Origin of the sequence: Kitasatospora sp. NPDC059803 (assembly GCF_042732255.1) — a bacterium.
Classification (GTDB): domain Bacteria; phylum Actinomycetota; class Actinomycetes; order Streptomycetales; family Streptomycetaceae; genus Kitasatospora.
The window spans coordinates 1,487-25,714 of sequence record NZ_JBHWIJ010000103.1; the positions used below are offsets into that span (position 1 = coordinate 1,487).

Consider the following 24,228-nt stretch of genomic DNA (forward strand, 5'->3'; position numbering starts at 1 on the left):
GTGGGGGGGGGGGGGGGGGCCCCGGGGGGGGGGGGGGGGGGGGCCGGGGGGGGGGGGGGGGGGGGGTGTCGGGCCCCCCCCCGCCCCCGGGGCGCCACCGGCCCGCCCCCGCGCGGGGGCCGGGGGCCCCAGCGGTCGCACTGAGCACCGTCCTGCGCGAGATGCTGGTCATGGTCTCCCCTGGGTGCCGATGCCGGTGGTGAGGGCGGCCCGGGGCCGCACCGGTCAAATCGGGCAATTGATGAATTTTCCGCCGTTAGCATGCCATGTGGCCGCAGCGGCCACCAAGGCCGTCGACCCTCTACGAGAGTCAACACGTCAGCAGGGCCGGGCTGGGCTGCAAGGATTCGTCGTCTGTTGCCGTCCTGTGACGCTTCGCTCCTCGCGCCGCCAGGGGAGTACGGTACCGCCGGTCCGGCGGGGCGGGTCAGAGTTCGTCAGCGCTCGGTACGGCTCGTCGCCCGTCCGGGCAGATCTCGCCCATGGCGGGGGCGCGGCGAGGGGCGAGGCAAGGGGCGACCGGGACGCCCGGGGCCAGGGGTGCAGGCCGAGGCGCAGCAGTCAGAGCGCGGCGAGCCGTCGTCGGTTGCGGCGCACTATTCGCGCGATCGCGGTGCTGACGATGGTGGCAGCGGTGCAGGACACCGCGAGGCTCAACCAGGCGGTGTCGAACCAGTGGCTGTTCAGCCAGCCCAGCGTCACGATGTAGGCGGCCCAGACCAGCGCCGCCAGTGCCGACCAGTGCAGGAAGCGGTGCGGGTGGGCGGGGGAGTGGCCGATGGCCACGTCCAGGACGGTCCGCCCGGCCGGGACGAACCGGGCGACCACCACCATGGCCGCGGCCGCCCCGTGAGGGCGTTCGACCAGGGCCTGTTGGACCCTGGTCACGCTGGCCGCCAGTTCCGGGCGCCGGGCGAGCCGGCGCTGGAGCAGCGGGGCGCCGCGCCGGGCGAGGTGCAGGAGGAGGAGGTCGCCGAGGAAGGAGGCCACTGCCACGCCCAGGCCGAGCAGCACCGGGGCGCCGTCGATCCGCGCCGTCTTGAGCACCGCCAGGATGACCAGTGTCCCGCTGGGGATGAAGGGCAGGAGGGCGTCTCCGAGCACGGCGAAGAGCGCCAGGGCGCAGATCCACGAGGATCCGATCGCCGCCACGAAGTTCAAGGCCTGTACTCCCTCCACGCCGCCCGGGGGAGCAGGTGGCCGCTGAGGTCAACGCTAGCGCCTCGACTTTTCATGCCATGAAGCACCCCGGTATGCCGCGGGTCACAGACCTCGGCCCCGACCTGCGCAAAAGCGCGAGCCCTTCGCCTGGTGACTTCCGGCGCCGGCATGAAGTCGCCAGGAGTGTCCGCCCGCTGGCTCTCCGTCATCCGAATGGTCGGTCGGCGGCACCGTACCGGGCCGTGCCCGCCGGCGCCGGGCGGGATCGAAGCGGGGCCGGAACGGGGCCGGCGTACGGGCCGGAGCGGGGCCGCTGCACGGGCCGCGGTGGAGCGGGCGTGAGGTCGGCGTGGTGGTCGGTGTGCAGGTCGGAACGTGCCGGATGCGGGAACAGTCGGCCCGGTGTGGTGGTTGACCCCGGTCGGCAGCAGCGACCGCCGGGCCACCCGAGACCCGCGGTCGCCCACCAGGGCCGGCTCAAGAAAGCCAGAAGGGCGGACGGCATGACCACCGAGGACCAGCAGGAGCACCCGACCGAACCGCGGACCGGCGCGGCGATCCGGGGCACCGCCCGCGGCACGGCGCCCGCCCCGCTCTCCATCCTCGACCTGGCCACCGTGGGCGTCGGCTACACGCCCGCCGAGGCCCTGGCCGCGACCACCGCGCTGGCCCGCAACGCCGAGCAGTGGGGCTACCACCGCTTCTGGGTGGCCGAGCACCACGGCATGCCGGGAGTGGCCAGCTCCACCCCGGCCGTCCTGCTCGCCCACCTCGGCGCCAACACCACGACCCTGCGGCTGGGCTCGGGCGGGGTGATGCTCCCCAACCACGCCCCGCTGGCCATCGCCGAGCAGTTCGGCCTGCTGGAGGCCCTGCACCCGGGCCGGATAGACCTGGGGCTCGGTCGCGCCCCCGGCACCGACCCGGCCACCGCCCGGGCGCTGCGCCGCGGCCGCGCCGAGGGCGCCGACGACTTCCCGCAGCAACTCGCCGAGCTGACCCACTTCCTCGACGGCGACTTCCCCTCCGGCCACCCCTATGCCCAGCTGACCGCCGTCCCCCAGGGCGACGGGCGCCCGCCGGTCTGGCTGCTCGGGTCCTCCGGCTTCAGCGCCCAGCTGGCCGGCCGCCTCGGTCTGCCGTTCGCCTTCGCCCACCACTTCAGCAGCGTCAACACCGTCCCGGCGCTCGACCTCTACCGGGAGTCCTTCCGGCCCTCCGCGGTGCTCGCCGAGCCGTACGCGCTGATCGGTGTGAGCGCGGTCGCCGCCGAGGACGAGGGTGCGGCCCGTCGCCTCGCCCGCTCCGCGGCCCTCGGCATGCTCCGGCTGCGGCGCGGCAACCCCGGCCCGATCCCCACCCCGGAGGAGGCCGAGGCCTACCCGTACAGCCCGGCCGAGGCGGAGTTCATCGACAGCTGGCTCGACAACGTGGTGCTCGGCGCCCCGGGCGAGGTCGCGGACGGGCTGGAGGCCCTGCGCAAGCGGACGGGCGTGGACGAGCTGATGGTCACTTCGCACATCCACGGCCACGAGGCCCGGCTCCGCTCCTACGGCCTGATCGCCGAGGCGTACGGCCTGACGGCGGAAGCCTGACGGTCGAGGCCTGAGCACGGAAGGCCTGAGCACGGAAGGCCTGAGTACGGAAGGCCTGGGCGGAGAGGCCCGGCCGCCGGGTCCGCAGCGGGGCCGGCCCCGGTTACCGGCTGGTGTCCGGGCCGGGGCGGTCCTTGCGGAGTATGGCGGCGACGAGCTCGGCCTCGCCCGGCCGGGCGAAGTACCAGCCCTGGGCGGTGTCGCAGCCGGTCAGCCGCAGCCGTTCGGCCTGCGCGGCGCTCTCGATGCCCTCGGCAGTGACGGTCAGGCCGAGGGTGTGGGCCAGCTGCACCATCGCGCCCACGATCTGCTCGTCGGCGTCGCTGCGGCGGGAGCCGAGCTCGGGGAGTTCCGAAGGGTTCGTCGCCGGGGCCGGGTCGCGGAACCCCTCGATGAAGGTGCCGTCGAGCTTCAGGACGTGCACCGGCAGCCGGGAGAGGTAGGCCAGGTTGGAGTAGCCGGTGCCGAAGTCGTCGATCGCGATCCGCACGCCCATGTCCGCGAGCGCCTGGAGCGCCTGCAACGGCCGTCCGCCGGGGCCGAGCAGGGCGCTCTCGGTGATCTCCAGCTGGAGCAGCCGGGCCGGCAGCCCGGTGCGTTCGAGGGCGCGGGCGACGTCGGCGACCACGTCGGAGTCCCAGATCTGGCGGGCGGCCAGATTGACGCTCACGAAGGTCTCGGTCTCGGGGAACTCGGTGAGCCACTGCCGGGCCTGGCGGCAGGACTCCTCCAGTACCCAGGTGCCGAGGGGCACGATCGCGCCGGTCTCCTCGGCGAGCGGGATGAAGCGGTCCGGAGAGAGCGTCCCGTAGCGGGGGTGGCGCCAGCGGACGAGGGCCTCCGCGCCGTGGACGGCTCCGTCGGCCAGGCCGACCAGCGGCTGGTACTCGATGGTGAACTCGCCGCGCTCCAGGGCGGGCCGCAGTGCGGTGGCGAGGAGCTGGCGGGTCAGCTGGTGGGCGCCGCGGTCCGGGTCGTAGAGGGTCCAACGGGCGCGGCCGTCGGCCTTGGACCAGTAGAGCGTGGCGTCGGCGTCCTTGACCAGGTCGGTCGGGGTGGTCTCGTGCACGGACCGTTCGACGACGCCGACGCTGGCCGTGATGACCAGCCGGTGTCCGGCGACGTCGAAGGGGTGTTCCAGTTCCTGGAGGATCCGGGCGGCCAGGTCGGTCAGTTGGTCGCTGCCCCGGCTGTCGGTGACCAGGACGGCGAACTCGTCGCCGCCCATCCGGGCCACCAGGTGGGCGTCGTGCCCGGAGAACCCGCCGCGCAGCCGGGCGGCGACGGCGATCAGCAACTGGTCGCCGATGTGGTGCCCGAGCGTCTCGTTGATCGCCGCGAAACCGTCGAGGTCCAGGTAGCAGACGCCGACCCGGCGCCCGTCCGCCGGCGCGAGGACGGTGTCGCTGGTGTCGGCGGTGTCGGGAGCCTCGGCGGGCTCAGCAGTCCCGGTGGCCCCGGTGGCCGTGGCGCAGGCGGCGTCGAGCCGCTCGAAGAAGGACGTCCGGTTGGGCAGTCGGGTCAGCGGGTCGTGCAGGGCCTGGTACTCCAGACGGTCACCGAGCCGGCGCTGCTCGGTGATGTCCTCCACCAGTGCGAGGGTGTAGAGCGGCTGGCCGGCGCCGTCCCGGATCAGCGAGACGGTGACCTTGCTCCAGACGGTGCGGCCCTCGCGGTGCTTGAGCTGCTTCTCCACGCGGAACCGCTCCCGCCCGCCGTGGACGAGTTCGGGGAAGAGCCGGTGCGGCATGCCCTCCGGATCGATGATCTCGTGCAGGTGGGTGCGGACCAGTTCGCCGACGCTGCGTCCGATCAGGGCGGCGAAGGCGGGATTGACCTCGATGATCCGGTCTTCGGGGTCGATCAGGGCCATCCCGATGACCGCGTCGCAGAAGGCGGCCCGGAATCGGGATTCGCTGGCCCGCAGCGCGGCCAGCAGCCGGTCGCTCCCGCCGTTCTCCTGGCCGGGGCCGTCGACGGCGCTCCGGTGGGTGCCGTCGGTCAGCGGCGCCGAGCAGGTGGGGCAGAGCAGCATCCCGGGGTCGTCCAGCACGGTTCCTGCCGCACTCGCCGCACTCGCCGCACTCGCCGTGCCGACGGCCCGGCCGCCGGTCGCGACAGCACCGACGGCCGTGACGGAACCGACGACGCCGACCGGACCGACTGGACTGATCGAACCGACCGAACCGACCGGACTGGCCGGACCGACGGTGCTGACGTCCGGGCCCAGGAGGGGTGTTGTGAGGTGACGGTGGTGCGGTGTTTCCTCGTGCCGCACGCCCGGGTGGTGTGCGTCGGCCCCCTCGTTCTGGCCCGGCACGGCATGCTCCCGTCCGCTGCTGACGTTGGATGCTGGTCCGGCCGGCCGATCGGGACTCCGGCGGCCGGCTCCGCACTCTGTCGCGGTCCTCGGAGTCGGTCCGGTGCGGGGCGCCCGCCGTGGGGCGCTGTCGCGCGGAGACCCGCGTGAAGAACAGGGCGCTGCGGCCGATCATAGGCCGCGGCGGCAACGGGCGGTGACCGCCGCCAGGGTGATTCGCCCGCTTTGTGATCATGTGCGGCGGTACGCGCAGACGCCCCCGGTGCACATCACATGATGTGCGCCAGGGGCGCGTGCGCCGAGATCGCGCCCCCGGGCGCCGACCGCGCGCCCGGAGCGGCCGGAGCGCGCCGGGATCCGCCGGGGTCCGACGGGATCCGTCGGGGCGTCAGGCCAGCTTGGCGGTGAGGGTGATGGTGGTGCCGGTGAGCGCCTTGCTGACCGGGCAGTTGGCCTTGGCGTCCTCGGCGGCCTTGGTGAAGTCGGCCTCGTCCAGTCCGGGCACCTCGCCGGTGACGGTCAGGTGGATGCCGGTGATGCCGGTGCCGGGCTGGAAGGTGACATCGGCCTGGGTGTCCAGCTTGACGGGCGGGGTGCCGGCGCCGGTCAGGCCGTGCGAGAGGGCCATCGAGAAGCACGCGGAGTGAGCGGCGGCGATCAGCTCCTCCGGGCTGGTCTTGCCGTTGGGCTGTTCGGCCCGGGCCGGCCAGGAGACGGGGTACTCGCCGATCCCGGACGAGGCGAAGGTCACCTGCCCCTTGCCGTCGAGCAGGTTGCCTTCCCAAGCGGTGCGGGCGGTGCGGGTGGTTGCCACGATCGGTACCTCCATTACTGAGGGACTGCTGAGTCGTCACTTCCGGTCATACGCGCACCAGCCTACGGGGCGGCCCCCGTTCGGCCCGGGGCGGCGCGGGTCCGGGGCGGCGCGGGCCCGGATCGGCGCCGGGTGCCGGGCGGTGCGGGCAATGTCCGGATTGCGGACGGATCCGCCAAAAGGTGCGGCTCCACCACGGGGGCCCTGTTAGATTTGCCCGGGCCCGAGCCCGGCCGCCGTACGGCCGGGTGCCCACTTCAGACACCGGGAGCCGCCCCGATGACGGACCACCCCACGACCCCCGACGCAGGCCTGACCGACGGGGTCGACGCCGCCGTGCGGGCGGAGCTGACCAGCCTGCGCGAGAGCATCGACAACATCGATGCCGCGGTGGTCCACATGCTGGCCGAGCGCTTCAAGGCGACCCAGCGGGTCGGCCGGCTCAAGGCCGAGCACAAGCTGCCGCCGGCCGATCCGGCGCGTGAGCGCGACCAGATCAAGCGGCTGCGGGAGCTGGCCGCGGGGGCCAAGCTGGACCCGGTCTTCGCCGAGAAGTTCCTGACTTTCATCATCGCCGAGGTCATCCGGCACCACGAGGCCATCGCCCGCGCTTGAGAGCGCACCCCCGAGGGGGTCGGTGGTGAGCCGTCGAGGACGGCCCCGGAGCTGCCCGGCCCGGACATGTCGGGGGCGGCTAAACGCCGGATTTCGTGAGGCTCCGGGGTTGGCGTAGCGTGCAGGTTCCCCCAGCCGGAGAGGTGGAGCAGCGACGATGGCGGTGAACCTGCCCGAAACGCCGAGCGATGCCGGGTCCGGTCCGGCCCCCGCCGCCGGACGCGGCCCCGGTGCTTCCGAGGCCCCTGACGCGCCCGGAGGCCGTGCCGAGGCCCGCCGCCGTGCGCACGGTTCGCGTGGCCGCAAGGCCCGGCGGACCGGGCGTCGGCCCCGGCCCTGGTGGATCGAGATCCCGGCGATGGCGGCGGTGGGCCTGGTGGTCGCGCTGCTGATCAAGACCTGCCTGTTCCAGGTGTTCACCATCCCGTCCGGCTCGATGGAGAACACGCTGCGGATCGGCGACCGGGTGGGCGTGAACAAGCTGGCGCCGCTGACCGGTTGGAAGCCGGAGCCTGGGCAGCCGGTGGTGTTCAAGGATCCGGGTGGTTGGCTCCCGCCGCAGCCCGTCGACTCGAACCCGTTCACCAACGCGGCCGGCTCGGTGCTGAGCTTCGTCGGCCTGGTGCCGCCGAAGGACGACAACTACCTGGTCAAGCGGGTCATCGCGACCGGCGGCCAGACCGTGCAGTGCACGGGCACCACGCTGACCGTCGACGGGAAGAAGGTCGACGAGCCGTACCTGCACCCCGGCGACGACTCCTGCGCGGGCCTGGACTTCGGGCCGGTGACGGTGCCCTCGGGCCACGTCTGGGTCGAGGGCGACCACCGCAGCGACTCGGCGGACTCCCGCTACCACCAGCGTGGTCCGGGGGGCGGGGCAGTGCCGGTGGACAACGTGGTCGGGCCGGTGTCGGCCGTGGTGTGGCCGCTCAATCACCTCGACTGGTTCGGCTGGGTCGGCCGCTGACCTGCCGCTCGGCGGCGACCCGCTCCGAAGAGTCCGGAGCATCCCGGGAGTCCCGAGCGTCCCGGGAATCCCGGGAATCCCGAGCACCCTTGGCGTCCGCGGCCGCCGGCTTGCCGGTCTGCGCCGCGAAGGCGCCGGTCAGCACGAGCAGGCCGCCCGCGATCTGCGGCAGACCGAGGTGCTCGCCGAGCAGGACCCAGGCCAGCACGGTGGCGACGACCGCCTCAAGGTTGGCCACCACCCCGGCGACCGGGGGCGAGAGGTGCCCGACGGCGATCACGCCGGTCAGGTAGGCGAGCACGGTCGCGATGAGGATCATCCAGGCGGCCGGGAGCAGCGCGGGCAGGGTGTGCCCGTTCATCACCACGGACCCGCCGAGCGTGCTCCAGTCGGCCTGCCAGGGCCGAGTGAAGACGGTGAGCAGGACGGCGCCGATCAGCAGCCCGAACGCGCTGACCGCCAGCGGGTCGACCGGGCGCTCGCCCCGGCGGCCAGCGTCGGCGAGCACGAAGTAGCCGACCTGGCAGCAGGCCGCGCCGAGGGCGAAGAGCACGCCCAGCGCGTCGAAGCTCAGGCCGTTCCAGACCTCCACCACGCAGGCCAGCCCGGCGACCGCTACGCCGGCGCCGATCGCGGCGCCCCGGCTGATCGGCTTGCGCTGGACGAACTTGACGTAGCCGATGAGCAGCGGCGGTCCGAGGTACTCGATGAGCAGGGCGACGCCGACCGGGATGCGGGAGATCGCCGCGAAGTAGCAGGCCTGGACGCCGGCCACGGCGAGCAGGCCGAACCCGATCAGCAGGCCGGGGCGGCGCAGGACGGCGTCACGGTGGCGGTAGGCGATGGGGAGCAGGGCCACGGCGGCGCCGGTGACTCGGAGCCACACCACGTGCAGCGGTGAGAGGCCGGCCTCGATCAGCGGTTTCGCGGCGGTGCCGGAGCCGCCGAAGGCGAACGCGGAGACCAGCGCGAGGCTGAGGCCGAGGGTTCTGCCCGTGGGGAGGGTGGGCGAGGCCGTTGATCTGTGCACCGACGCATTGTGACAGTCATACCGGGCGTTCAGTAAGGTGCCATTCCGTCATTTGGTCCTGCACGGAACTGTGCGCAGCGGCGCACTCACCCAGCCTGCGCACGACCCTGCGCCGTCCGCGCCCCCTCGCCGTCCGGGCCCCCCGCCGCCCAAGCCCCCCCGCCGCCCAAGCCCCCCCGCCGCCGCTACCCGGCGTTCGCCCCCGCCCCGGTGAGCGTGTCCGGCCCGCCCGTGGGCTGGGTGGTCGGCTGCGTGGTCGGCGCCGTGGTCGGGCCGGTGGAGGGTGTCGGCCGGCCGGTGGGCCGCCCGGTGGGCCGCGTCGTCGGCGGGGCGGTCGGCTGCTGGGTGGCCGGGGGCGCGGTCGGCGGGCTGGTCACGCCGCCGCCGCCGGAGTTCGAGCCGCCGGCCGGCGTGGTCGGACCCGAGCCCGAGCCCGAGCCCGAGCCGGCCCCAGCGCCGTCGCTCGGCGGGGTGGTCGGCGCCGCGGGGGCGGTCGAGCCGCCGTTCGAGCCGGCCCCGGTCGACGGGGTGGCGCTCGGCGAGGACGGGGCCGTCGGCAGATCGGTGGCGCCGGAGGAGTCGCCGCCGTCGGCCGGGGTCTGGAAGTCGCTGACCGGCACGCCCTTGAGCGCCGCCTTCATGTAGCTGGTCCAGATCTGCGCCGGGAACTGGCCGCCCGCCGCGCCGTCGATCCCGCCGACGCCGCTCAGGCTGACCTGGGCCCCGTTGCCCGGGTCCTGGCCGAACAGGGCCACCGAGGTGACCAGCTCGGGGGTGTAGCCGACGAACCAGACCGACTTCTGGTCGTCGGTGGTGCCGGTCTTGCCTGCCACCGGGCGGCCCAGTGCCTTCGCTCGCCAGCCGGTGCCGCCCGGGTCGCTCACCACGCCCTGGAGCATCGAGGTGACCTGGTTCGCGGTGTCCGTGCTGATCGCCTGGGTGGTCTTGTGCGCGGGCAGCGGGAGGGCCTCGCCCTCGCGGTCCACGGACTGCACCAGCCACGGGGTGATCTGCTTGCCGCCGTTGTCCAGCGCCGCGTACACGCCGGCCATGTCGAGCACGCTCGGGGTGGCCGCGCCGAGCGGGATGGACGGCACCGGGTCGAGGCCCGGGGTGCTGCCGGGCAGGCCCAGCGCGATGCCGGTGTCCTTGACCTTCTGGAGCCCGGTGTCCTGGGCCAGCTGGGCGAACGCCGAGTTGACCGACCAGTCGGTGGCCTGCTGGAGGGAGATCTGGCCGTAGCTCCTGTCGCCCTCGTTCGGCGGCGCGTACGGGGTGCCCTTGCCGCCGCGGACCTTGCGGCCGCTGGTGCCGTCGTAGACGGTGCGCGGGGTGACGGTCCGGCCGTCCTGGGTCTTGGCGTTGTTCTCGAACGCGGCCGCCAGGGCGATCGCCTTGAAGGTCGAGCCGGCCTGGTAGTCCCGCCGGGTCGCGTTGTCGACGTAGTGCTTGACGTAGTCGACGCCGCCGTAGAGGGCGACGACCGCGCCGGTCTTCGGGTCCACGGAGACGGCGCCGGCCTGGGCGGCCGCGTCCTTCTTCCGCTTGTCCGGGTTCAGGGTGTCGCGCAGCTGCGCCTGGACGGAGTCCTGGAGGGCCTGCTGGCGGGCGGGGTCGATGCTCAGCTTGATCGTGTAGCCGCCCTTGGCCAGCTCGGTCTCGCTGATGACCTGGTTCGAGGTGAGGTACTGGGTGGCCTCGTTCACCAGGTAGCCGGTCTGGCCGGACAGGCCCGGGTTGGGCTGCGGGTCCTTGACGTCCGGGAACGTGATGGCGGACCGCTCCTCGGCGGAGAGCCAGCCCTCCTTGACCATGCCGTCCAGCACGTAGTTCCAGCGGTTGACGGCGTTCTGCTTGCCGGCCGGGGTCGCGGTGGCCACGTCGTAGGCGCTCGGGGCGTTCAGCAGGGTGGCCAGGTAGGCGCCCTGGGCGGGGTCGAGCGCGGAGGCGTCGACGCCGAAGTACGCGTGGGCGGCGGCCTGGATGCCGTAGGCGCCGCGGCCGTAGTAGGAGGTGTTCAGGTAGCCGGAGAGGACGTCGTCCTTGCTCTCGGTGGCGTCCACCTTGATGGCTATGAACAGTTCCTTCACCTTGCGGGTGACCGACTGCTTCTGGTTCAGGTACGTGTTCTTCACGTACTGCTGGGTGATCGTGGAGCCGCCCTGGGTGCCCGCGCCCTTGGCGGTGTTGACCGCGGCCCGGAGCAGGCCCTGCACGTTGACGGCACCCTCGTGGTAGAAGTTGCGGTCCTCGGCGGCCAGTGCGGCGTGCTGGGCGGCGGGGGAGACCTTGTCCAGGCTGACGTTCTGCCGGTTGGTCTGGCCGGTGCGGGTGATCACGGAGCCGTCGGCGTAGAGCCAGGTGTTGCTCTGCGCGGTCGCGGCGGCGTGCGCGTCGGGGACCTTCACCAGCGTGACCCCGAGCGCGAACAGGCCGACGCCGAGCAGCAGGGCCACGGCGAGGCCGAGCAGGCTCATCCGCCAGGTGGGGATCAGCCGGCGCCAGCCGGTGCGCTTCGGACGGCGGGGCTTCCTGCCGCCGGTCGCGGGGGCGGCGCGCTGGAAGCGTTTGACCGGTCGGAGGCCTGTCGACGGCGTGCGACGGCCGCTCTGGGCGTTCTCGGACAAGGCGCGGCCTTTCCTGCGGGCGGACCGGGTCAGCCTGCACGGACGGGGACATCGGTGGTTAGGGACCTTTGTCCCGATTCCGGTTTACTGCCCTGGACGAGCCGGGCGGGCCGATTGGCTCCACCGGAACGGCAATCGAGACCGACATCACACGCAAAACGGACGTCGAAGGCCAAAAAATTGAGGAGCCCCTCGCTGCTGCGAGAGGCTCCCCAAATGTCTGTGCGCCGCCAGGGACTCGAACCCCGGACCCGCTGATTAAGAGTCAGCTGCTCTAACCAACTGAGCTAGCGGCGCCTGCTGACCTGGAAAACAATACACGGTCCCGGCGGGTGCCTCGAACCGCCCGGAACCGCCCGCATCCGCGCGGGAGCCGGCCCGCCGCCGAGCTGTCCGTTTCCGCCCGGTTGGGGTGCAGTTCGCCGCCGGTTAGGGTGGAACGGTGCCCAGCCCCAAGCCCGGACACCCGAACGCGCGGAAGGCGGTCGCCGCGCTGCTGATGCTCAGCGCCACGGCGTACACCGCGTGGGTGCTGGAGGTCGTGCTGAGCACCGGACTCGACCCGGTGCAGGCGTACATCAGCGAACTCGCGGCCGAGGACCAGCCGCTGGGCGGCCTGTTCCGGGCCACCGACCTGGTCGCCGGGCTCTGTGTGCTCGCCGCTGCCGTCACCGCCCTCGCCGGCGGGCAGGCCGGGCCGCGCGGTGCCCGGCGCGGGTGGGCGGTGGTCGGCTGGTCCGCCCTCGCCCTGTTCGGCGCGGCGACCGCCGCCGACTCCCGGCTGCCGCTCAGCTGCGCCCCCACCAGCGACGAGATGTGCGCCGCCCGCGAGACCGCCGGGCTCGTCCCCGCGACCCACACCGCGCACGCCGTCACCAGCAGCCTCGCCATGCTCGGTGCGCTCACCGGGCTGGCCGCGCTCACCGTGGCCGCCCGCCGCTACGGCTGGTGGCCGCCGGTGCGCCGGATCGGGCCCTGGCTGCTCGGCGCCGAACTGCTGGCCACCGGCTGGAGCCTGGCCGCGATCGCCGCCTTCGAGGCCGGGCGCGGCACCTGGGCGCTCGGGGCCGGCCAGCGGCTCCAGGTGCTGCTGGTGGCGCTCTGGCTGGCCGTCCTGGCAGTGAGCCTGGCCCTCCCCGCGGGGGCGCCGGGCGACGAATCCACCTGGTCCGACGCTTCTCCGCCGGCGCACCGGGGGCCCCGGTCGGCCGAACGGCCCCCGGGCCGGGAGCCGGCATGACCGCACCCGACGACCCCCGCACCCGGGCGCGCTTCCTGCGCGTCGACGGCGTCCCGCTGCACGTCCGCACCGAGGGCAGCGGCCCGGTCTGCCTGCTCACCGGAGGCCTCGGCAGCAGCTGGTTCGACTGGGACCTGGTCGTCCCCTTCCTCACGCCCTACCGCACCGTGGTCCGCTTCGACCGGCCCGGCTACGGGCTGAGCGCCCCCGAGCCCGCCACCGGGCGGCCCGCCCCGACGGCCGCCGGCGAGGCCGAGCGGATCCGCGCGGTGCTGGACGGCCTCGGGCTGCGCGGGCCCTGCACCGTCGTCGGCCACTCGCTGGCCGGCTTCCACGTCGAGGCCTTCGCCCGGCTGCATCCCGACCGGGCCGCCGGGCTGGTCCTGGTGGACAGCAGCGTCGAGCCGGCGGCCCGGCCGTACCCGGCCCCCGGCGCGCGCGACCTGGCGGCCCGGGCGCTCGCGGGCGCCGCCACCGCCGTCGCCGTGCCGTACCTGCTCGGCCCGGCCGCCCGCCGGCTGACGGCCCGGTTGTCCACGGTCTGCCGCGAGGACCTCGCCCCGGTGCCGCTGGTGCGGCACTGCTACCGCACCGGCCGGGCCCTGCGCGCCCTGCTGCGGGAGAACGCGCGCTACCTCGACCTGGCCGCCGAGGTGGACGGGCTGCGGCGCACCCGGCCGCTGCCGGAGGGCCTGCCGGTCACCGTGCTCGCCGCCGACGACGGCTGCCGCAGCCGCCGTACCGAGGAGTGGCTGGCCGGCCAGCGGGAGCTCGCGGCGCTGCTCGGGGCCGACTACCGCACCACCGCCCCGGCCGGGCACCTGGTGATGTTCGACCGCCCGGACGCGGTGGCCTCCGCCGTCCTGGACACCGGCTGAGGCCGGGCACCCGCTGCGGCGCCTACTGAAAGGCCCACTGAAACGCCTCAGGCCGCCCACCGAAGTGAGCGGCCTGAGACCTTGCCATGTGCGCCGCCAGGGACTCGAACCCCGGACCCGCTGATTAAGAGTCAGCTGCTCTAACCAACTGAGCTAGCGGCGCCTGCTGACTCGGAGAACTTTACACGGCGCCCGGTCGATCCGCCGAATCGCTTTCGAGTGGTCACCCGTAGTGATCGCCCGTAGTGATCACCCCCAGCGATCGCGGGCGGCCGGCTACGACTCCGGGTAGTGGCAGGCCGCCTGGTGGTCCTGTGCCGGGGTGTCGCCGAGAAGCGCCGGCCGTTCCTGCTCGCACCGCGTGCGGGCGGCCGGGTCGGCGAGGCGGACGTACACCGGGCAGCGGGTGCGGAAGGGGCAGCCGGTGCGGCGCTCGGTGGGGGAGGGCGGGTCGCCGGCGAGCAGGATGCGGTCGCGGGTGCGTTCGGCGGCGGGGTCGGGCAGCGGGACGGCGGAGAGCAGGGCGCGGGTGTACGGGTGCCGGGGGCGGTCGAAGACGGCGGAGACCTCGCCCTGTTCGACCGTCCGCCCGAGGTACATGACGCTGACCCGGTCGGCGAGGTGCCGGATCACCGAGAGGTCGTGCGAGACGAACAGGTAGGAGAGGCCGAGTTCGGCCTTGAGCGCTTGCAGCAGGTTGAGCACCCCGGCCTGGATGGAGACGTCCAGGGCGGAGACCGGTTCGTCCAGGACCAGCAGTTTCGGCCGGACGGCCAGGGCCCGGGCGATGGAGACGCGCTGGCGCTGCCCGCCGGAGAACTGGTGCGGGTAGCGGGCGGCGTGGTCCGGGTCGAGGCCGACCTGGTGCAGCAGTTCGGGCACCCGGCGGGCGATCTCCTCGCGGGCGGCGTGCTGGGCGCGCAGCGGTTCGGCGATGATGTCGCCGATCGGCATCCGCGGGTCGAGGCTGGCCATCGGGTCCTGGAAGACGATCTGCAGTCGGGCGCGCAGCCGGTGGGCCTCGGCGCGGGAGAGCTTGGCGGTGTCGTGGCCGAGCAGTTCGATCCGGCCGGTCTCGGGGGCGGTGAGGTTCAGCAGTTCGAACAGCGTGGTGGACTTGCCGGAGCCGGACTCCCCGACCAGGCCGAGGGTTTCGCCCTCCCGGAGGTCCAGGTCGACGCCGTCCACCGCGTAGACCTCGCCGACCCGGCGCTTGAACACCGTGCCCTTGAGGAGCGGAAACGTTTTGCCAAGGCCGCTCACCGCCAGCACCGGCGCCCGCGAGCCCCGGTCCCCCCGGCCCTCCGGAGCGGCCGACGGGGCCGGAAGCGCCGGCACCGGGTAGACGTCGGCCGGCGCGGGCCGCCGCTCGGCCAGCTCCGCCGACCGGACGCACGCCGCCAGGTGCCCGTCGCCCCCGGCCAGTTCCGGCTCCGCCGCCGAGCAGCGCTCCTCCGCGAGCGGGCAGCGGGCGGCGAACGGGCAGCCCGGCGGCAGGTCGGCCATCGGGGCGGGTGCGCCGGGGATCGGGACGAGCGGGCCGCCGAGCCCGTCCAGCCGGGGCACCGCGCCGATCAGGCCGAGCGTGTACGGGTGGCGCGGGGCCGCGAACAGCTCGTCCACCCCGGCGGTCTCGACCACCCTCCCCGCGTACATCACCGCGACCCGGTCGGCCATCCCGGCGATCACCCCGAGGTCGTGGCTGACCAGGACGAGGGCCGCGCCGGTCTCCCGCTGTGCGGTGCGCAGCACGTCCAGCACCTGGGCCTGGATGGTGACGTCCAGCGCGGTGGTCGGCTCGTCGGCGAGCAGGATGTCGGGGTCGTTGGCGATCGCCATGGCGATCATCGCGCGCTGGCGCATGCCGCCGGAGAACTCGTGCGGGAAGCTGTCCAGGGCCCGTTCGGGGGCCGGGATGCCCACCAGGTCGAGGAGTTCGGCGGCCCGGCGGCGGGCGGCGGCCCGGTCGACCCGCTGGTGGATGCGGACGGCCTCGGCGATCTGGTCGCCGATCCGGTAGACCGGGGTGAAGGCGGACAGCGGGTCCTGGAAGACCATGGCGATCCGGCGGCCGCGGATCGCGGCGAGCTCCTTGCCGGGCAGCCCGACCAGTTCCCGCCCGTCCAGTCGCACCGAGCCCTGGACGCCGGCCGTCTTGGGCAGCAGTCCGAGCACGGACAGCGCGGTGACGGACTTGCCGGAGCCGGACTCGCCGACGATGCCGAGGGTCTCGCCGCGCCGCAGGGTGAGGTCCACCCCGCGGACGGCGGGGACGGGGCCGTGCGGCCCGGCGAAGTCCACCCGCAGGTCGCTGACGGCGAGCAGGGGGGTGTCGACGGTGGTGGTCACGGCTTCTTCCTCCGGGCGGAGCGGCGGCGGGGCGCGCCCCCGGCGGTGGGGTCGAGGGCGTCGCGCAGCCCGTCGCCGATCAGGTTGACGGCGAGGACGAACAGCACCAGCAGCCCGGCGGCGAAGTAGAACAGCCAGGGGAACACCGGGGCTTCGCTGGTCCCGGCGGCGAGCAGGGTGCCGAGCGAGACGTCCGGCGGTTTGACGCCGAAGCCGAAGTAGGAGAGCGCGGTCTCGCTCATCACGGCGCCGCCGACCGCGATGGTGGCGTCGATGATGAGGAAGGAGGCGACGTTCGGCAGGATGTGGCGGGTGATGATCCGCAGCGGCCGCACCCCCATGAACCGTGCGGCGCGGACGAATTCGCGCTCGCGCAGCGAGATGGTCATCGAGCGGACCACCCGGGCGGTGATCATCCAGTTGAACAGGGCGAGCAGCAGCACGAAGGCGATCCAGCCGGCGCTCTTCAGCCGGGGCGAGACGATGGTGATGATCAGGAAGCTGGGGAAGACCAGCAGCAGGTCCACCGCGAACATCAGCGCGCGGTCGGCCCAGCCGCCGAAGTAGCCGGCGCAGGCGCCGACCAGGGAGGCCAGCACGGTGGAGAACAGCGCCACCAGCAGGCCGATGACCAGCGACTTCTGCAGGCCGCGGACGGTCTGCGCGAAGACGTCCTGGCCGATCCCGTTGGTGCCGAACCAGTGCTCGGCGGACGGCGGTTGGTGCAGCGCGCCGAAGTCGGGGGCGGCGTAGTCCCAGGGCGTCAGGTACGGCCCGCCGAAGGCGAGCGCGAACAGCAGCAGGACGATCACGGCTCCGGCGACGGCCCCGCGGGCGGCGAGCAGCCGGGCGAGGACGAGCCGGGCCCGGCCGGTGGTGCGGGGGGCGGCGGCCGGGGCGGCCGGGTCCACGGCGACGGTGGTCACGTCAGTTCACCTCCGGTCAGGACCGCACGCGCGGGTCGAGGGTGGCGTGCAGGGTGTCGGCGAGGAAGCCGGAGGCGAGGACGACGACGGCGGTGAACAGGTTGACGGCGACGACCGAGTTGACGTCCTGTTCGTTGATCGACTGGATCAGCCACTCGCCCATGCCGTGCCAGCCGAAGATCGTCTCGGTGAAGATCGCGCCGGTGAAGATGCCCAGGAAGCTGTAGGCGAACATGGTCGACATCGGGATCACCGCGGTCCGCAGCCCGTGCTTGACCAGCGCCCGGCGGCGGGTGAGCCCCTTGGCCTCGGCGGTGCGCAGGTAGTCGGAGCCGAGCACGTCGAGCATGGTGCCGCGCTGGTAGCGGCTGTAGGTGGCGAGGCCGCCGAGTGCGAGCGAGATGGTGGGCAGCAGCAGGTGCAGCGCCCAGTCGGCGAGGTGGGCGCCGAGGCCGCCGGTCAGTCCGGGGGTCTCGTAGCCGGTGAACGGGATGACGTCGTGGCCGGCCGCGTCCTTGGCGGCGATGGCGCCGTTCTTGAGGAACAGCGCGACCAGGAAGACCGGGGTGGAGAGCAGGACGAAGGAGAGCACGGTGAGCAGCCGGTCGGAGATCCGGTACTGGCGGACGGCGCTCCAGGCCCCGGCGGCGATGCCGAGGACGATGCCGAGCAGACTGCCGAGCAGCAGCAGCCGCAGCGAGACCCAGACCCGGCGGCCGAAGTCGTCGGTGACCGGGGTGTCGTGGATGGTCCGGCCGAGGTCGCCGTGGAGCAGCCCGTCGGCCCAGTGGCCGAAGCGTTCGACGACCGGGGTGCGGTCGTTCAGGTTGAGCGCGGTGAGCTGGCGCTCGACCGACTCGGCGGCCGGGCGGGGGACCTTGGCGTCGAAGTAGGTGCGCGGCTGGAGGGCGGTCGCGGAGATCGCGTACGCCAGGAAGACGGCGGCGATCAGCAGCACCGCGTAGTAGCTCAGGCGCTTCGCCAGGTAACGGAACATCAACGGCCGCCCGGGGTGGGGGAGGGGCCGACGCGTCTGGTGGGCATCGGGTGGTGGCCTTCGGTCGGGGCCCGTTCAGGCCTTCGGACGGCAGGGGGACGGGGCGGTACGGGGAAAGCGCAGGTCAGAGTCTGGCACCGGTGCGAGGCCGGGGTGTTGCGGCGGTATTGCCGCGGATGACTTCTGGATCAGGTGTGCGGTCCTCCCCCTGGTGACGGAACTGATCGGCTGTTACGTTCTGCTGGCCCGGTGCCGACTTGGCTGCCCACGCTCAAGCCCCGCCACACCTCGCGCGGCACAACTGCCCGTTACCGCCCGTTTCGAAGACCTCACCAGGGGGACTCCATGGACGCTTCCACCACGGCCCGCCGCCTCGGCCGGGCGACGGCCCTCGCCGTCGCCGTCGCGCTGGCGGTCACCGCGTGCACCTCGGGCGGGGGCGGCTCGGCCGACAAGGTGGCGAAGAGCGAGCCGCCCCGGCAGGACTCCCAGGACATCAACGCCAAGCCGCTGGACCAGGTCAAGGACGGCGGCGAGGTGCGGTTCCCGCTGTACCAGTGGATCACCCAGTGGAACCCGTTCCAGGTGGACGGCACCTACGGCGACGCGGTCTCGATCATGCGCGCCCTGGAGCCGTCGCTCTTCAACACGGACGCCTCCGGCACCTTCCAGCCCGACACCGACTACCTGCTGGACGCCAAGGTCACCTCGACCTCGCCCGAGGTGATCACCTACAAGCTCAACCCCAAGGCCAAGTGGTCGGACGGCAAGCCGCTCAGCTACCTGGACTTCAAGGCCGACTGGCAGGCCAGCAACGGCAAGGACCCGGCGTACAACATCGCCGACCCGTCCGGCTACGAGCAGATCTCCGCCGTCGAGCAGGGAGCCGACCCGAGCGAGGTGAAGGTGACCTTCTCCGAGCCGTACGCGGACTGGCAGAACCTGTTCCGCCCGCTGATCCCGGCGGCCGGCATCGCCACCCCGGACGACTTCAACAAGGGCTGGGTGGAGAAGATCCCGATCACCGCGGGCGCGCTGAAGGTCGGTGTGGCGGACAAGACCGCGCAGACCCTCACCCTCGTCCCGGACCCGGCCTGGTGGGGCACCAAGGCCAAGGCGGACAAGATCACCTTCCGGGTGATGACCCAGTCCGCGACCACCCAGTCGTACCTCAACAACGAGATCGACCTCGCCACGGCCGGCACCGCCGCCGCGTACGGGCAGCTCAAGGACGCCAAGGACACCGTGATCCGGGCCGCCAGCCCGTGGGACGAGGTGCACATCTCCTTCGGCTCCGGCGGCGCGCTGGCGGACCAGACGGTCCGCCAGGCGCTCGGCAAGGCGCTCGACCGGTCCGCGCTGATCAAGATCGCCAACAACGGCGTGCCGGTGGAGTTCAAGCCGCTCGGCAACCACATCTTCATGCCCAACCAGACCGGCTACCAGGACAACTCGGGCGAGTGGGCGAAGTTCGACGTCCCCGCCGCCAAGAAGCTGCTGGACGACGCCGGTTGGAAGGAGGCGGGCGCCGGACAGCCGCGCACCAAGGACGGCCAGTCGCTGCAACTGCACTGGACGGTCAACGAGTCCACCCCGCAGGCCCAGATCGACCTGGCCACCGCCGCCGCCGCGATGTGGCTGCAGGCCGGGGTCAAGGTGAGCCTGGACAAGGTGCCCGCCAACGACTTCTTCACCAAGTACGTGAACCCGGGCAAGTTCGAGATCGCGAGCTGGCGCAACACCGACTCGTTCCCGCTCTCCAAGAGCCTGGGCAACTTCCGTCTGCCGGTGGGGGACAACACCTTCAACAACCCCTCGCGCATCGGCAGCCAGGAGGTCGACGACCTGCTCAAGAAGGCGGCCGGGACGGTCGACCCGGTGGAGGCCGCGAAGCTCTACAACCAGGCCGACGCGAAGATCTGGGAGCTCGGCCACACCGTCGAGCTCTACCAGCGGCCGACCGTGGTGGCGACGCGCAAGGGCCTCGCCAATTACGGTGCCTTCGGCCTGGCCGGGGAGGACTACGCCAAGGTCGGCTGGGAGAAGTAGTCCCCGCCGCGGACGCGGCGAGAGCGACCGGGCGGCAGGCGCTGGCGAGCAGCGCGGTGATCACGAGGCCGGTGGTACGGACACGGGAAGGTCGGCTCTGCCGCCCCCGTTCTCCTGCCACCGGCCTTGACCTTCCGCGTTGCCCGCAGGCCGCCCGTGTCGTGGGGCCCCGCAAGGCCCGCGCTCGCTTCCAACCGGGGACGAATCTAGCGGGGCCGTCCGGCCGGCCGCGGCGCAGCGCGCGGGGCGCGCCCGGAAACCCGCCGCGCTGTCACCCGGTTCGCGCACCGAGGCGTCAACTACGGCTGACGGCAAGGAAAAAAGGGGACGAACGGCGCAATCGACCCCGGGATCGCGAACCGCTGCGCCCGTCGTGCCGGTGCGTGCGCGGGGCCCGGGCCGCTGCCAGGATGCGCGGGACAGCCAGCCCCTCCCGAACCCGGAGCAGCACCGATGGCCAGCGAATCCGCCGCCGCCCCCCACCCGCGCCCCGTCGACCCGCCCCCGGTGCGCCGGATGGTCCCGCGCGCCCGGGACGAGCCGCACCGGGTCGCCACCCCGCTGGAACTCTTCTTCGACCTCTGCTTCGTGGTCGCCGTCGGCCAGGCCGGGCGCGAACTCGCCCACTCCCTGGCGGCCGGCCACTACGGCGACGGCCTGCGCGGCTACGCGATCGCTTTTTTTGCGATCTGGTGGGCCTGGATGAACTTCACCTGGTTCGCCTCCGCGTACGACTGCGACGACGTGCCGTACCGGGTCACCACGCTGGTGCAGATCGCCGGGGTGCTGGTCCTCGCGGCCGGGGTGCCACGGCTGTTCGCCACCCAGGACCTGACGCTGGCGATCGCCGGGTACGTGGTGATGCGCCTGGCGATGGTCACCCAGTGGCTGCGCGCGGCGGCCGCCGAGCAGGGCGAGGCGCGCCTGGTCGCCGTGCGGTACGCGGTCGGGATCGCGCTCTGCCAGGTGGGCTGGGTGGTGGTGGTGCTGCTGCCGGACGCCGTCCGGCCGGTGGTCATCCCGCTCGGGGTGCTGTGCGAGCTGGCCGTGCCGGTGGTCGCCGAACTGCGGATGCAGACCTCCTGGCACCCGCACCACATCGCCGAGCGGTACGGGCTGTTCACCCTGATCGTGCTCGGCGAGACGGTGGCGGCCGCGACGGTCGCGGTGCAGTCGGCGGTGGACGAGCACGAGGAGCTGGGCCGGCTGCTCCCGGTGGCGATCGGCGGCCTGCTGATCTGCTTCGCGGCCTGGTGGATCTACTTCGCCCGGCCGGTCCACGAGCACCTGCGCTCCAACCGGCAGGCCTTCGCCTGGGGGTACGGCCACTACCTGGTGTTCGGCGCGGCCGCCGCGATCGGCACCGGGCTGGAGGTGGCCGTGGAGTCGGCCGTGCACCAGGCGGAGATCTCCGCGACGGCCGCCACCGCGACGGTCACCGTGCCCACCGCGCTCTACCTGCTCACGGTCTGGCTGCTGCACTCCCGGCACACCAAGACCGGCGCGGCGCAGGCGCTGGCCCCGACCGGGGCGGTGCTGGTGCTGGCCTGCACCGCGCTCGGCGGCTCCGGCGTGCTGGCGGCGGGCCTGGTCTGCGCGCTGACCGTGGCGGTGGGCGTGCTGCTGCACAGCCGGGAGGGCTGACGGGGGCGCCTGGCGGTTCCGGGGTGCCCGGCCGTCGTGGGGCGCCTGGCGGTTCCCGGGTGCCCGGCCGTCGTGGGGTGCCCGGCGACTCTCAGGCGCTTGGCCGTCGTCCGCCGGCCGGGCGGCCAGGTGATGCTCAGGCGCAGTCCAGCAGGATCGGCTCGTGCCGGGCCAGCCAGGCCAGGTAGGCCGGGTTGACCTTGGCCAGGTCCAGGTAGGCGGCGCGCAGTTCGCCGTACAGCGCGTCCAGCGCGGGCTGGCTGAGCGCGCGCGGGCGCCAGGTGAGCAGCAGCCGGACGGCCAGCGGGTCCCCGTGCACGGGGCGCACCACCGTGCCGGGCCCGGGGGCGGAGGTCGGCTGGCAGGGGCGGACGGCCTCGCCGGAGGCGACCAGTTCGGCGGCGGTGGCGTTGTCCCGCACCTGGACCACCCGGGGGTTGAGCCCGGCCTCGCTGAACACCCGGCGCATCGCCGCGTACTCGTGGTCGGCGGTCGGGTCGACCATCCAGGTGTCCTCGGCGAGGTCGGTCAGGTGGACGACCGGGCGGGCGGCGGCCGGGTGTCCGGCGGCGAGCGCGACGAACTGCGGCTCACGGGCCATCAGCACCCGGTGCTCGGCGTCCGGCGGCACCCGTAGCGGGAAGCCCTCGCTCTCGTAGACGAAGGCCACGTCCAGCTGGTCGGCGGCGACCATCCGCAGCAGGGCGCTGGCCGAGACGTCGACGTGGATGGTGGTGTCGGTGTCCGGCAGCCGTTCGTGCACCCGGCGCAGCCAGGCCGCGACCGCCCGGCTGCCGACGCTGCCGATCCGCAGCCGGCGCTGCCGCCCGGGGCCGGCCGCGTCGCGGGCCTCCTGGCGGGCGGCGGCCACCAGCGCGGCCATCTCGGTGATCACCGGCCGGGCCCGGGACAGCACCGAGTGGCCGAGCGCGGTGGGCCGGCTGCCGGTCTGCTCGCGGGTGAACAGGGTGCCGCCGATGGCCCGTTCGATGCGGTGCAGCTGGGTGGTGAGGGAGGGCTGGGTCATGCCGAGCTGGAGCGCGGCCTTGCGGAGGCTGCCGGTGTCGGCGATCGCGCACACCACCCGGAGGTGTCTCACGTCGAGCTCCACGCCCGGAGCATAGACGCCACCCGGCCACATCGCCAAGGACATGACAGAACAAAGCGCGGCAGGAGGGCACGTGGTGGGCCCCGCCGGTATGCGGCCGTGCTATCGCCGGTTGACATCATCCGCCGCGGGCCCGGGCGGGTCGAAGCTCAGGGGCAGCGAATCCGCCCCGGCCCCACCGGGGCGCCCCCACCGTCGCCGCAGCCGTGTCCGGCCCCCACCGGCCCCGGCGGTTCGGCGTACCGCGAATCCGGAGCCCCCACATGAAGCGATCCGTGCTGTCCGCCGCGCTCGGCCTGGCCCTCGCGGCCGGTCTCGCCGTGCTGCCCACCACTGCCGCGTCCGCCGCCACCCCCGGCCCGGCCGTCCAGGGCTACACCGCCTCCACGTACGCCGGTTCGGCCGCCGAGGCCGCGAACAACCAGGCGTTCTTCCACGCCGTGATGGCCTCCGCCAAGGCCAAGCAGGCCGCCAACCCGTGGCTGCAGACCGTCACCGTCACCTACGACACCGCCAGCGCGCCCTCCTTCACCAGCCAGATATCCCAGGCCGCGCAGATCTGGAACAGCTCGGTCAGCAACGTCCAGCTCCAGGCGAGCAGCGGCACCGGCGACTTCTCGTACTACGAGGGCAACGACAGCCGCGGCTCCTACGCCAGCACCGACGGCCACGGCCACGGCTACGTCTTCCTCGACTACCAGCAGAACCAGCAGTACAGCTCGCTGCGCGTCACCGCGCACGAGACCGGGCACGTGCTCGGCCTGCCCGACAACTACTCCGGCCCGTGCAGCGAGCTGATGTCCGGCGGCGGCCCCGGCCCGTCCTGCACCAATCCCTACCCCGACAGCAACGAGCGCGGCCAGGTCGACAGCCTCTGGTCGAACGGCGTCGATTCCGTGAACTAGGGGAGTCGCGAACTCGCCGCTGAAACAGGGAAGTTGCCGACGCCCTTCGGGTGCGGCGGGCCGCCCGGCCGGAATCGGGTGGCCCGTCGCTCGGTTGCTTCCCCGATCGGGAGCCTAACCGCCGGTGGAGCGGAATGCCAGGGGCACGCGCGAGTCAAGGCTGGTTAAAGACATCTCAAATCGCTTTACCGCAAGGGGTATTGATCGAAGCTATCGCGGGTTGACATCATCCGCCCGCCCGCCGGGCTGCCCGAAGCTCTGGGGACATCACCCGCTGACCAGGTGTCCCCCAGGGCCGGCCCCCAACCGGCCACGGCACCACCGGAATCGGAGCCCCCACATGAAGCGATCCGTGCTGTCCGCCGCGCTCGGCCTGGCCCTCGCGGCCGGTCTCGCCGTGCTGCCCACCACCGCCGCGTCCGCCGCCACCCCCGGCCCGGGCGTCCAGGGCTACACCGCCTCGACGTACGCCGGTTCGGCCGCCGAGGCCGCGAACAACCAGGCGTTCTTCCAGGCCGTGATGGCCTCCGCCAAGGCCAAGCAGGCCGCCAGCCCGAACCTGGCGACCGTCGTCGTCACCTACGACGCCAGCTCGGCACCGAGCTTCCGCACCCAGATCGCCAACGCCGCGCAGATCTGGAACAGCTCGGTCAGCAACGTCCAGCTGCGGTCCGGCTCGGGCGGCGACTTCGCCTACTACGAGGGCAACGACAGCCGCGGCTCCTACGCCAGCACCGACGGCCACGGGCGCGGCTACGTCTTCCTCGACTACCAGCAGAACCGGCAGTACAACTCGGTCCGGGTGACCGCGCACGAGACCGGGCACGTGCTCGGCCTGCCGGACCACTACTCCGGCCCGTGCAGCGAGCTGATGTCCGGCGGCGGCCCCGGCACCTCCTGCACCAACCCGTACCCGAACGGCACCGAGCGCAGCCGCGTCAACTCCCTCTGGGCGCGCGGCTGATCGTCCGCCAGGCGCCCCGGCCCGGCCGCAGCCCGCAGC

General features: G+C 73.4%; 18 protein-coding genes and 2 tRNA genes. 9 read left to right on the plus strand and 11 right to left on the minus strand.

Annotated elements, in window-relative coordinates; genetic code table 11:
- Positions 1-561: 561 nt before the first annotated feature.
- Positions 562-1,152, minus strand: coding sequence for a DedA family protein (locus tag ACFV6I_RS18325; protein ID WP_244293667.1), 591 nt, complete (start codon positions 1,150-1,152; stop codon positions 562-564).
- 512 nt (positions 1,153-1,664) lie between these two features.
- On the opposite strand from ACFV6I_RS18325, the gene ACFV6I_RS18330 reads away from it, so the two are divergent.
- Entirely contained in the window at positions 1,665-2,756 is a 1,092-nt protein-coding gene (locus ACFV6I_RS18330; RefSeq protein ID WP_063349264.1) for an LLM class flavin-dependent oxidoreductase, read from the plus strand.
- A gap of 103 nt (positions 2,757-2,859) precedes the next feature.
- Here ACFV6I_RS18330 and ACFV6I_RS18335 read toward each other — a convergent pair whose 3' ends face one another.
- Positions 2,860-4,791 (minus strand): bifunctional diguanylate cyclase/phosphodiesterase, encoded by a 1,932-nt coding sequence (locus ACFV6I_RS18335; RefSeq protein WP_079136314.1) that lies wholly within the window; start codon positions 4,789-4,791, stop codon positions 2,860-2,862.
- A gap of 673 nt (positions 4,792-5,464) precedes the next feature.
- Entirely contained in the window at positions 5,465-5,890 is a 426-nt protein-coding gene (locus ACFV6I_RS18340) for an OsmC family protein (protein ID WP_063351385.1), read from the minus strand.
- Between the two features lie 279 nt (positions 5,891-6,169).
- Between ACFV6I_RS18340 and ACFV6I_RS18345 the strand changes: the two genes are divergently transcribed.
- Complete coding sequence (locus ACFV6I_RS18345) at positions 6,170-6,505, plus strand: chorismate mutase (protein WP_063349265.1); 336 nt, start codon at positions 6,170-6,172, stop codon at positions 6,503-6,505.
- Between the two features lie 358 nt (positions 6,506-6,863).
- The gene (gene lepB, locus ACFV6I_RS18350) at positions 6,864-7,472 is read left to right on the plus strand and encodes a signal peptidase I (protein ID WP_063349266.1); all 609 of its coding nucleotides are present in this window, start codon (positions 6,864-6,866) and stop codon (positions 7,470-7,472) included.
- Here the strand turns inward: lepB and ACFV6I_RS18355 are convergent.
- From ACFV6I_RS18355 to ACFV6I_RS18365, 3 genes are all read right to left on the minus strand, one after another.
- The gene (locus ACFV6I_RS18355) at positions 7,435-8,502 is read right to left on the minus strand and encodes a DMT family transporter (RefSeq protein WP_380426333.1); all 1,068 of its coding nucleotides are present in this window, start codon (positions 8,500-8,502) and stop codon (positions 7,435-7,437) included. The genes lepB and ACFV6I_RS18355 overlap by 38 nt on opposite strands.
- Positions 8,503-8,687: 185 nt before the next feature.
- Positions 8,688-11,129, minus strand: a complete 2,442-nt coding sequence (locus ACFV6I_RS18360; RefSeq protein ID WP_380426335.1) for a transglycosylase domain-containing protein — start codon at positions 11,127-11,129, stop codon at positions 8,688-8,690.
- 223 nt (positions 11,130-11,352) lie between these two features.
- Positions 11,353-11,426, minus strand: a tRNA-Lys gene (locus tag ACFV6I_RS18365).
- A 202-nt stretch (positions 11,427-11,628) separates the two neighbouring features.
- Here ACFV6I_RS18365 and ACFV6I_RS18370 point away from each other — a divergent pair.
- Together ACFV6I_RS18370 and ACFV6I_RS18375 are read left to right on the plus strand one after the other, a co-directional pair.
- On the plus strand, positions 11,629-12,369 hold the full coding sequence (locus ACFV6I_RS18370; protein ID WP_079136315.1) for a DUF998 domain-containing protein: 741 nt from the start codon (positions 11,629-11,631) through the stop codon (positions 12,367-12,369).
- A complete protein-coding gene (locus tag ACFV6I_RS18375; protein WP_380426337.1) occupies positions 12,366-13,247 on the plus strand; it encodes an alpha/beta fold hydrolase in 882 nt (293 codons plus the stop codon). Before ACFV6I_RS18370 ends, ACFV6I_RS18375 begins: the two co-directional genes overlap by 4 nt.
- 89 nt (positions 13,248-13,336) lie before the next feature.
- Here the strand turns inward: ACFV6I_RS18375 and ACFV6I_RS18380 are convergent.
- The 4 genes from ACFV6I_RS18380 to ACFV6I_RS18395 form a co-directional block, all read right to left on the minus strand.
- Positions 13,337-13,410, minus strand: a tRNA-Lys gene (locus ACFV6I_RS18380).
- Positions 13,411-13,523: 113 nt separating this feature from the next.
- Positions 13,524-15,596 (minus strand): dipeptide ABC transporter ATP-binding protein, encoded by a 2,073-nt coding sequence (locus tag ACFV6I_RS18385; RefSeq protein WP_380426339.1) that lies wholly within the window; start codon positions 15,594-15,596, stop codon positions 13,524-13,526.
- The gene (locus ACFV6I_RS18390; protein ID WP_380426341.1) at positions 15,593-16,522 is read right to left on the minus strand and encodes an ABC transporter permease; all 930 of its coding nucleotides are present in this window, start codon (positions 16,520-16,522) and stop codon (positions 15,593-15,595) included. The genes ACFV6I_RS18385 and ACFV6I_RS18390 overlap by 4 nt, the downstream gene beginning before the upstream one ends.
- A 16-nt stretch (positions 16,523-16,538) precedes the next feature.
- On the minus strand, positions 16,539-17,519 hold the full coding sequence (locus ACFV6I_RS18395) for an ABC transporter permease (protein WP_380426343.1): 981 nt from the start codon (positions 17,517-17,519) through the stop codon (positions 16,539-16,541).
- A gap of 345 nt (positions 17,520-17,864) precedes the next feature.
- Here ACFV6I_RS18395 and ACFV6I_RS18400 point away from each other — a divergent pair, with 345 nt between their 5' ends.
- Positions 17,865-19,568: an ABC transporter family substrate-binding protein gene (locus tag ACFV6I_RS18400; RefSeq protein WP_380426345.1), complete on the plus strand. Its 1,704-nt coding sequence runs from the start codon at positions 17,865-17,867 to the stop codon at positions 19,566-19,568.
- A 453-nt stretch (positions 19,569-20,021) separates the two neighbouring features.
- Positions 20,022-21,212 (plus strand): low temperature requirement protein A, encoded by a 1,191-nt coding sequence (locus ACFV6I_RS18405; RefSeq protein ID WP_380335032.1) that lies wholly within the window; start codon positions 20,022-20,024, stop codon positions 21,210-21,212.
- A 136-nt stretch (positions 21,213-21,348) separates the two neighbouring features.
- Here the strand turns inward: ACFV6I_RS18405 and ACFV6I_RS18410 are convergent, their stop codons facing one another.
- Complete coding sequence (locus tag ACFV6I_RS18410) at positions 21,349-22,323, minus strand: LysR family transcriptional regulator (RefSeq protein ID WP_244293453.1); 975 nt, start codon at positions 22,321-22,323, stop codon at positions 21,349-21,351.
- A 260-nt stretch (positions 22,324-22,583) separates the two neighbouring features.
- On the opposite strand from ACFV6I_RS18410, the gene snpA (ACFV6I_RS18415) reads away from it, so the two are divergent.
- Together snpA (ACFV6I_RS18415) and snpA (ACFV6I_RS18420) are read left to right on the plus strand one after the other, a co-directional pair.
- On the plus strand, positions 22,584-23,225 hold the full coding sequence (gene snpA / locus ACFV6I_RS18415) for a snapalysin (RefSeq protein ID WP_063349275.1): 642 nt from the start codon (positions 22,584-22,586) through the stop codon (positions 23,223-23,225).
- A gap of 340 nt (positions 23,226-23,565) precedes the next feature.
- Entirely contained in the window at positions 23,566-24,189 is a 624-nt protein-coding gene (gene snpA / locus ACFV6I_RS18420; RefSeq protein ID WP_380335027.1) for a snapalysin, read from the plus strand.
- The last annotated feature ends 39 nt before the right edge of the window (positions 24,190-24,228 follow it).

What these genes read in the sequence shown, in the direction of transcription:
- ACFV6I_RS18330 (WP_063349264.1), top strand. Translation starts at nt 1,665, where the DNA reads ATGACCACCGAGGACCAGCAGGAGCACCCGACCGAACCGCGGACCGGC.
- ACFV6I_RS18335 (WP_079136314.1), bottom strand. Translation starts at nt 4,791, where the DNA reads ATGCTGCTCTGCCCCACCTGCTCGGCGCCGCTGACCGACGGCACCCAC.
- ACFV6I_RS18345 (WP_063349265.1), top strand. Translation starts at nt 6,170, where the DNA reads ATGACGGACCACCCCACGACCCCCGACGCAGGCCTGACCGACGGGGTC.
- lepB (WP_063349266.1), top strand. Translation starts at nt 6,864, where the DNA reads ATGGCGGCGGTGGGCCTGGTGGTCGCGCTGCTGATCAAGACCTGCCTG.
- ACFV6I_RS18370 (WP_079136315.1), top strand. Translation starts at nt 11,629, where the DNA reads ATGCTCAGCGCCACGGCGTACACCGCGTGGGTGCTGGAGGTCGTGCTG.
- ACFV6I_RS18375 (WP_380426337.1), top strand. Translation starts at nt 12,366, where the DNA reads ATGACCGCACCCGACGACCCCCGCACCCGGGCGCGCTTCCTGCGCGTC.
- ACFV6I_RS18395 (WP_380426343.1), bottom strand. Translation starts at nt 17,519, where the DNA reads ATGTTCCGTTACCTGGCGAAGCGCCTGAGCTACTACGCGGTGCTGCTG.
- ACFV6I_RS18400 (WP_380426345.1), top strand. Translation starts at nt 17,865, where the DNA reads ATGGACGCTTCCACCACGGCCCGCCGCCTCGGCCGGGCGACGGCCCTC.
- ACFV6I_RS18405 (WP_380335032.1), top strand. Translation starts at nt 20,022, where the DNA reads ATGGCCAGCGAATCCGCCGCCGCCCCCCACCCGCGCCCCGTCGACCCG.
- snpA (WP_063349275.1), top strand. Translation starts at nt 22,584, where the DNA reads ATGAAGCGATCCGTGCTGTCCGCCGCGCTCGGCCTGGCCCTCGCGGCC.
- snpA (WP_380335027.1), top strand. Translation starts at nt 23,566, where the DNA reads ATGAAGCGATCCGTGCTGTCCGCCGCGCTCGGCCTGGCCCTCGCGGCC.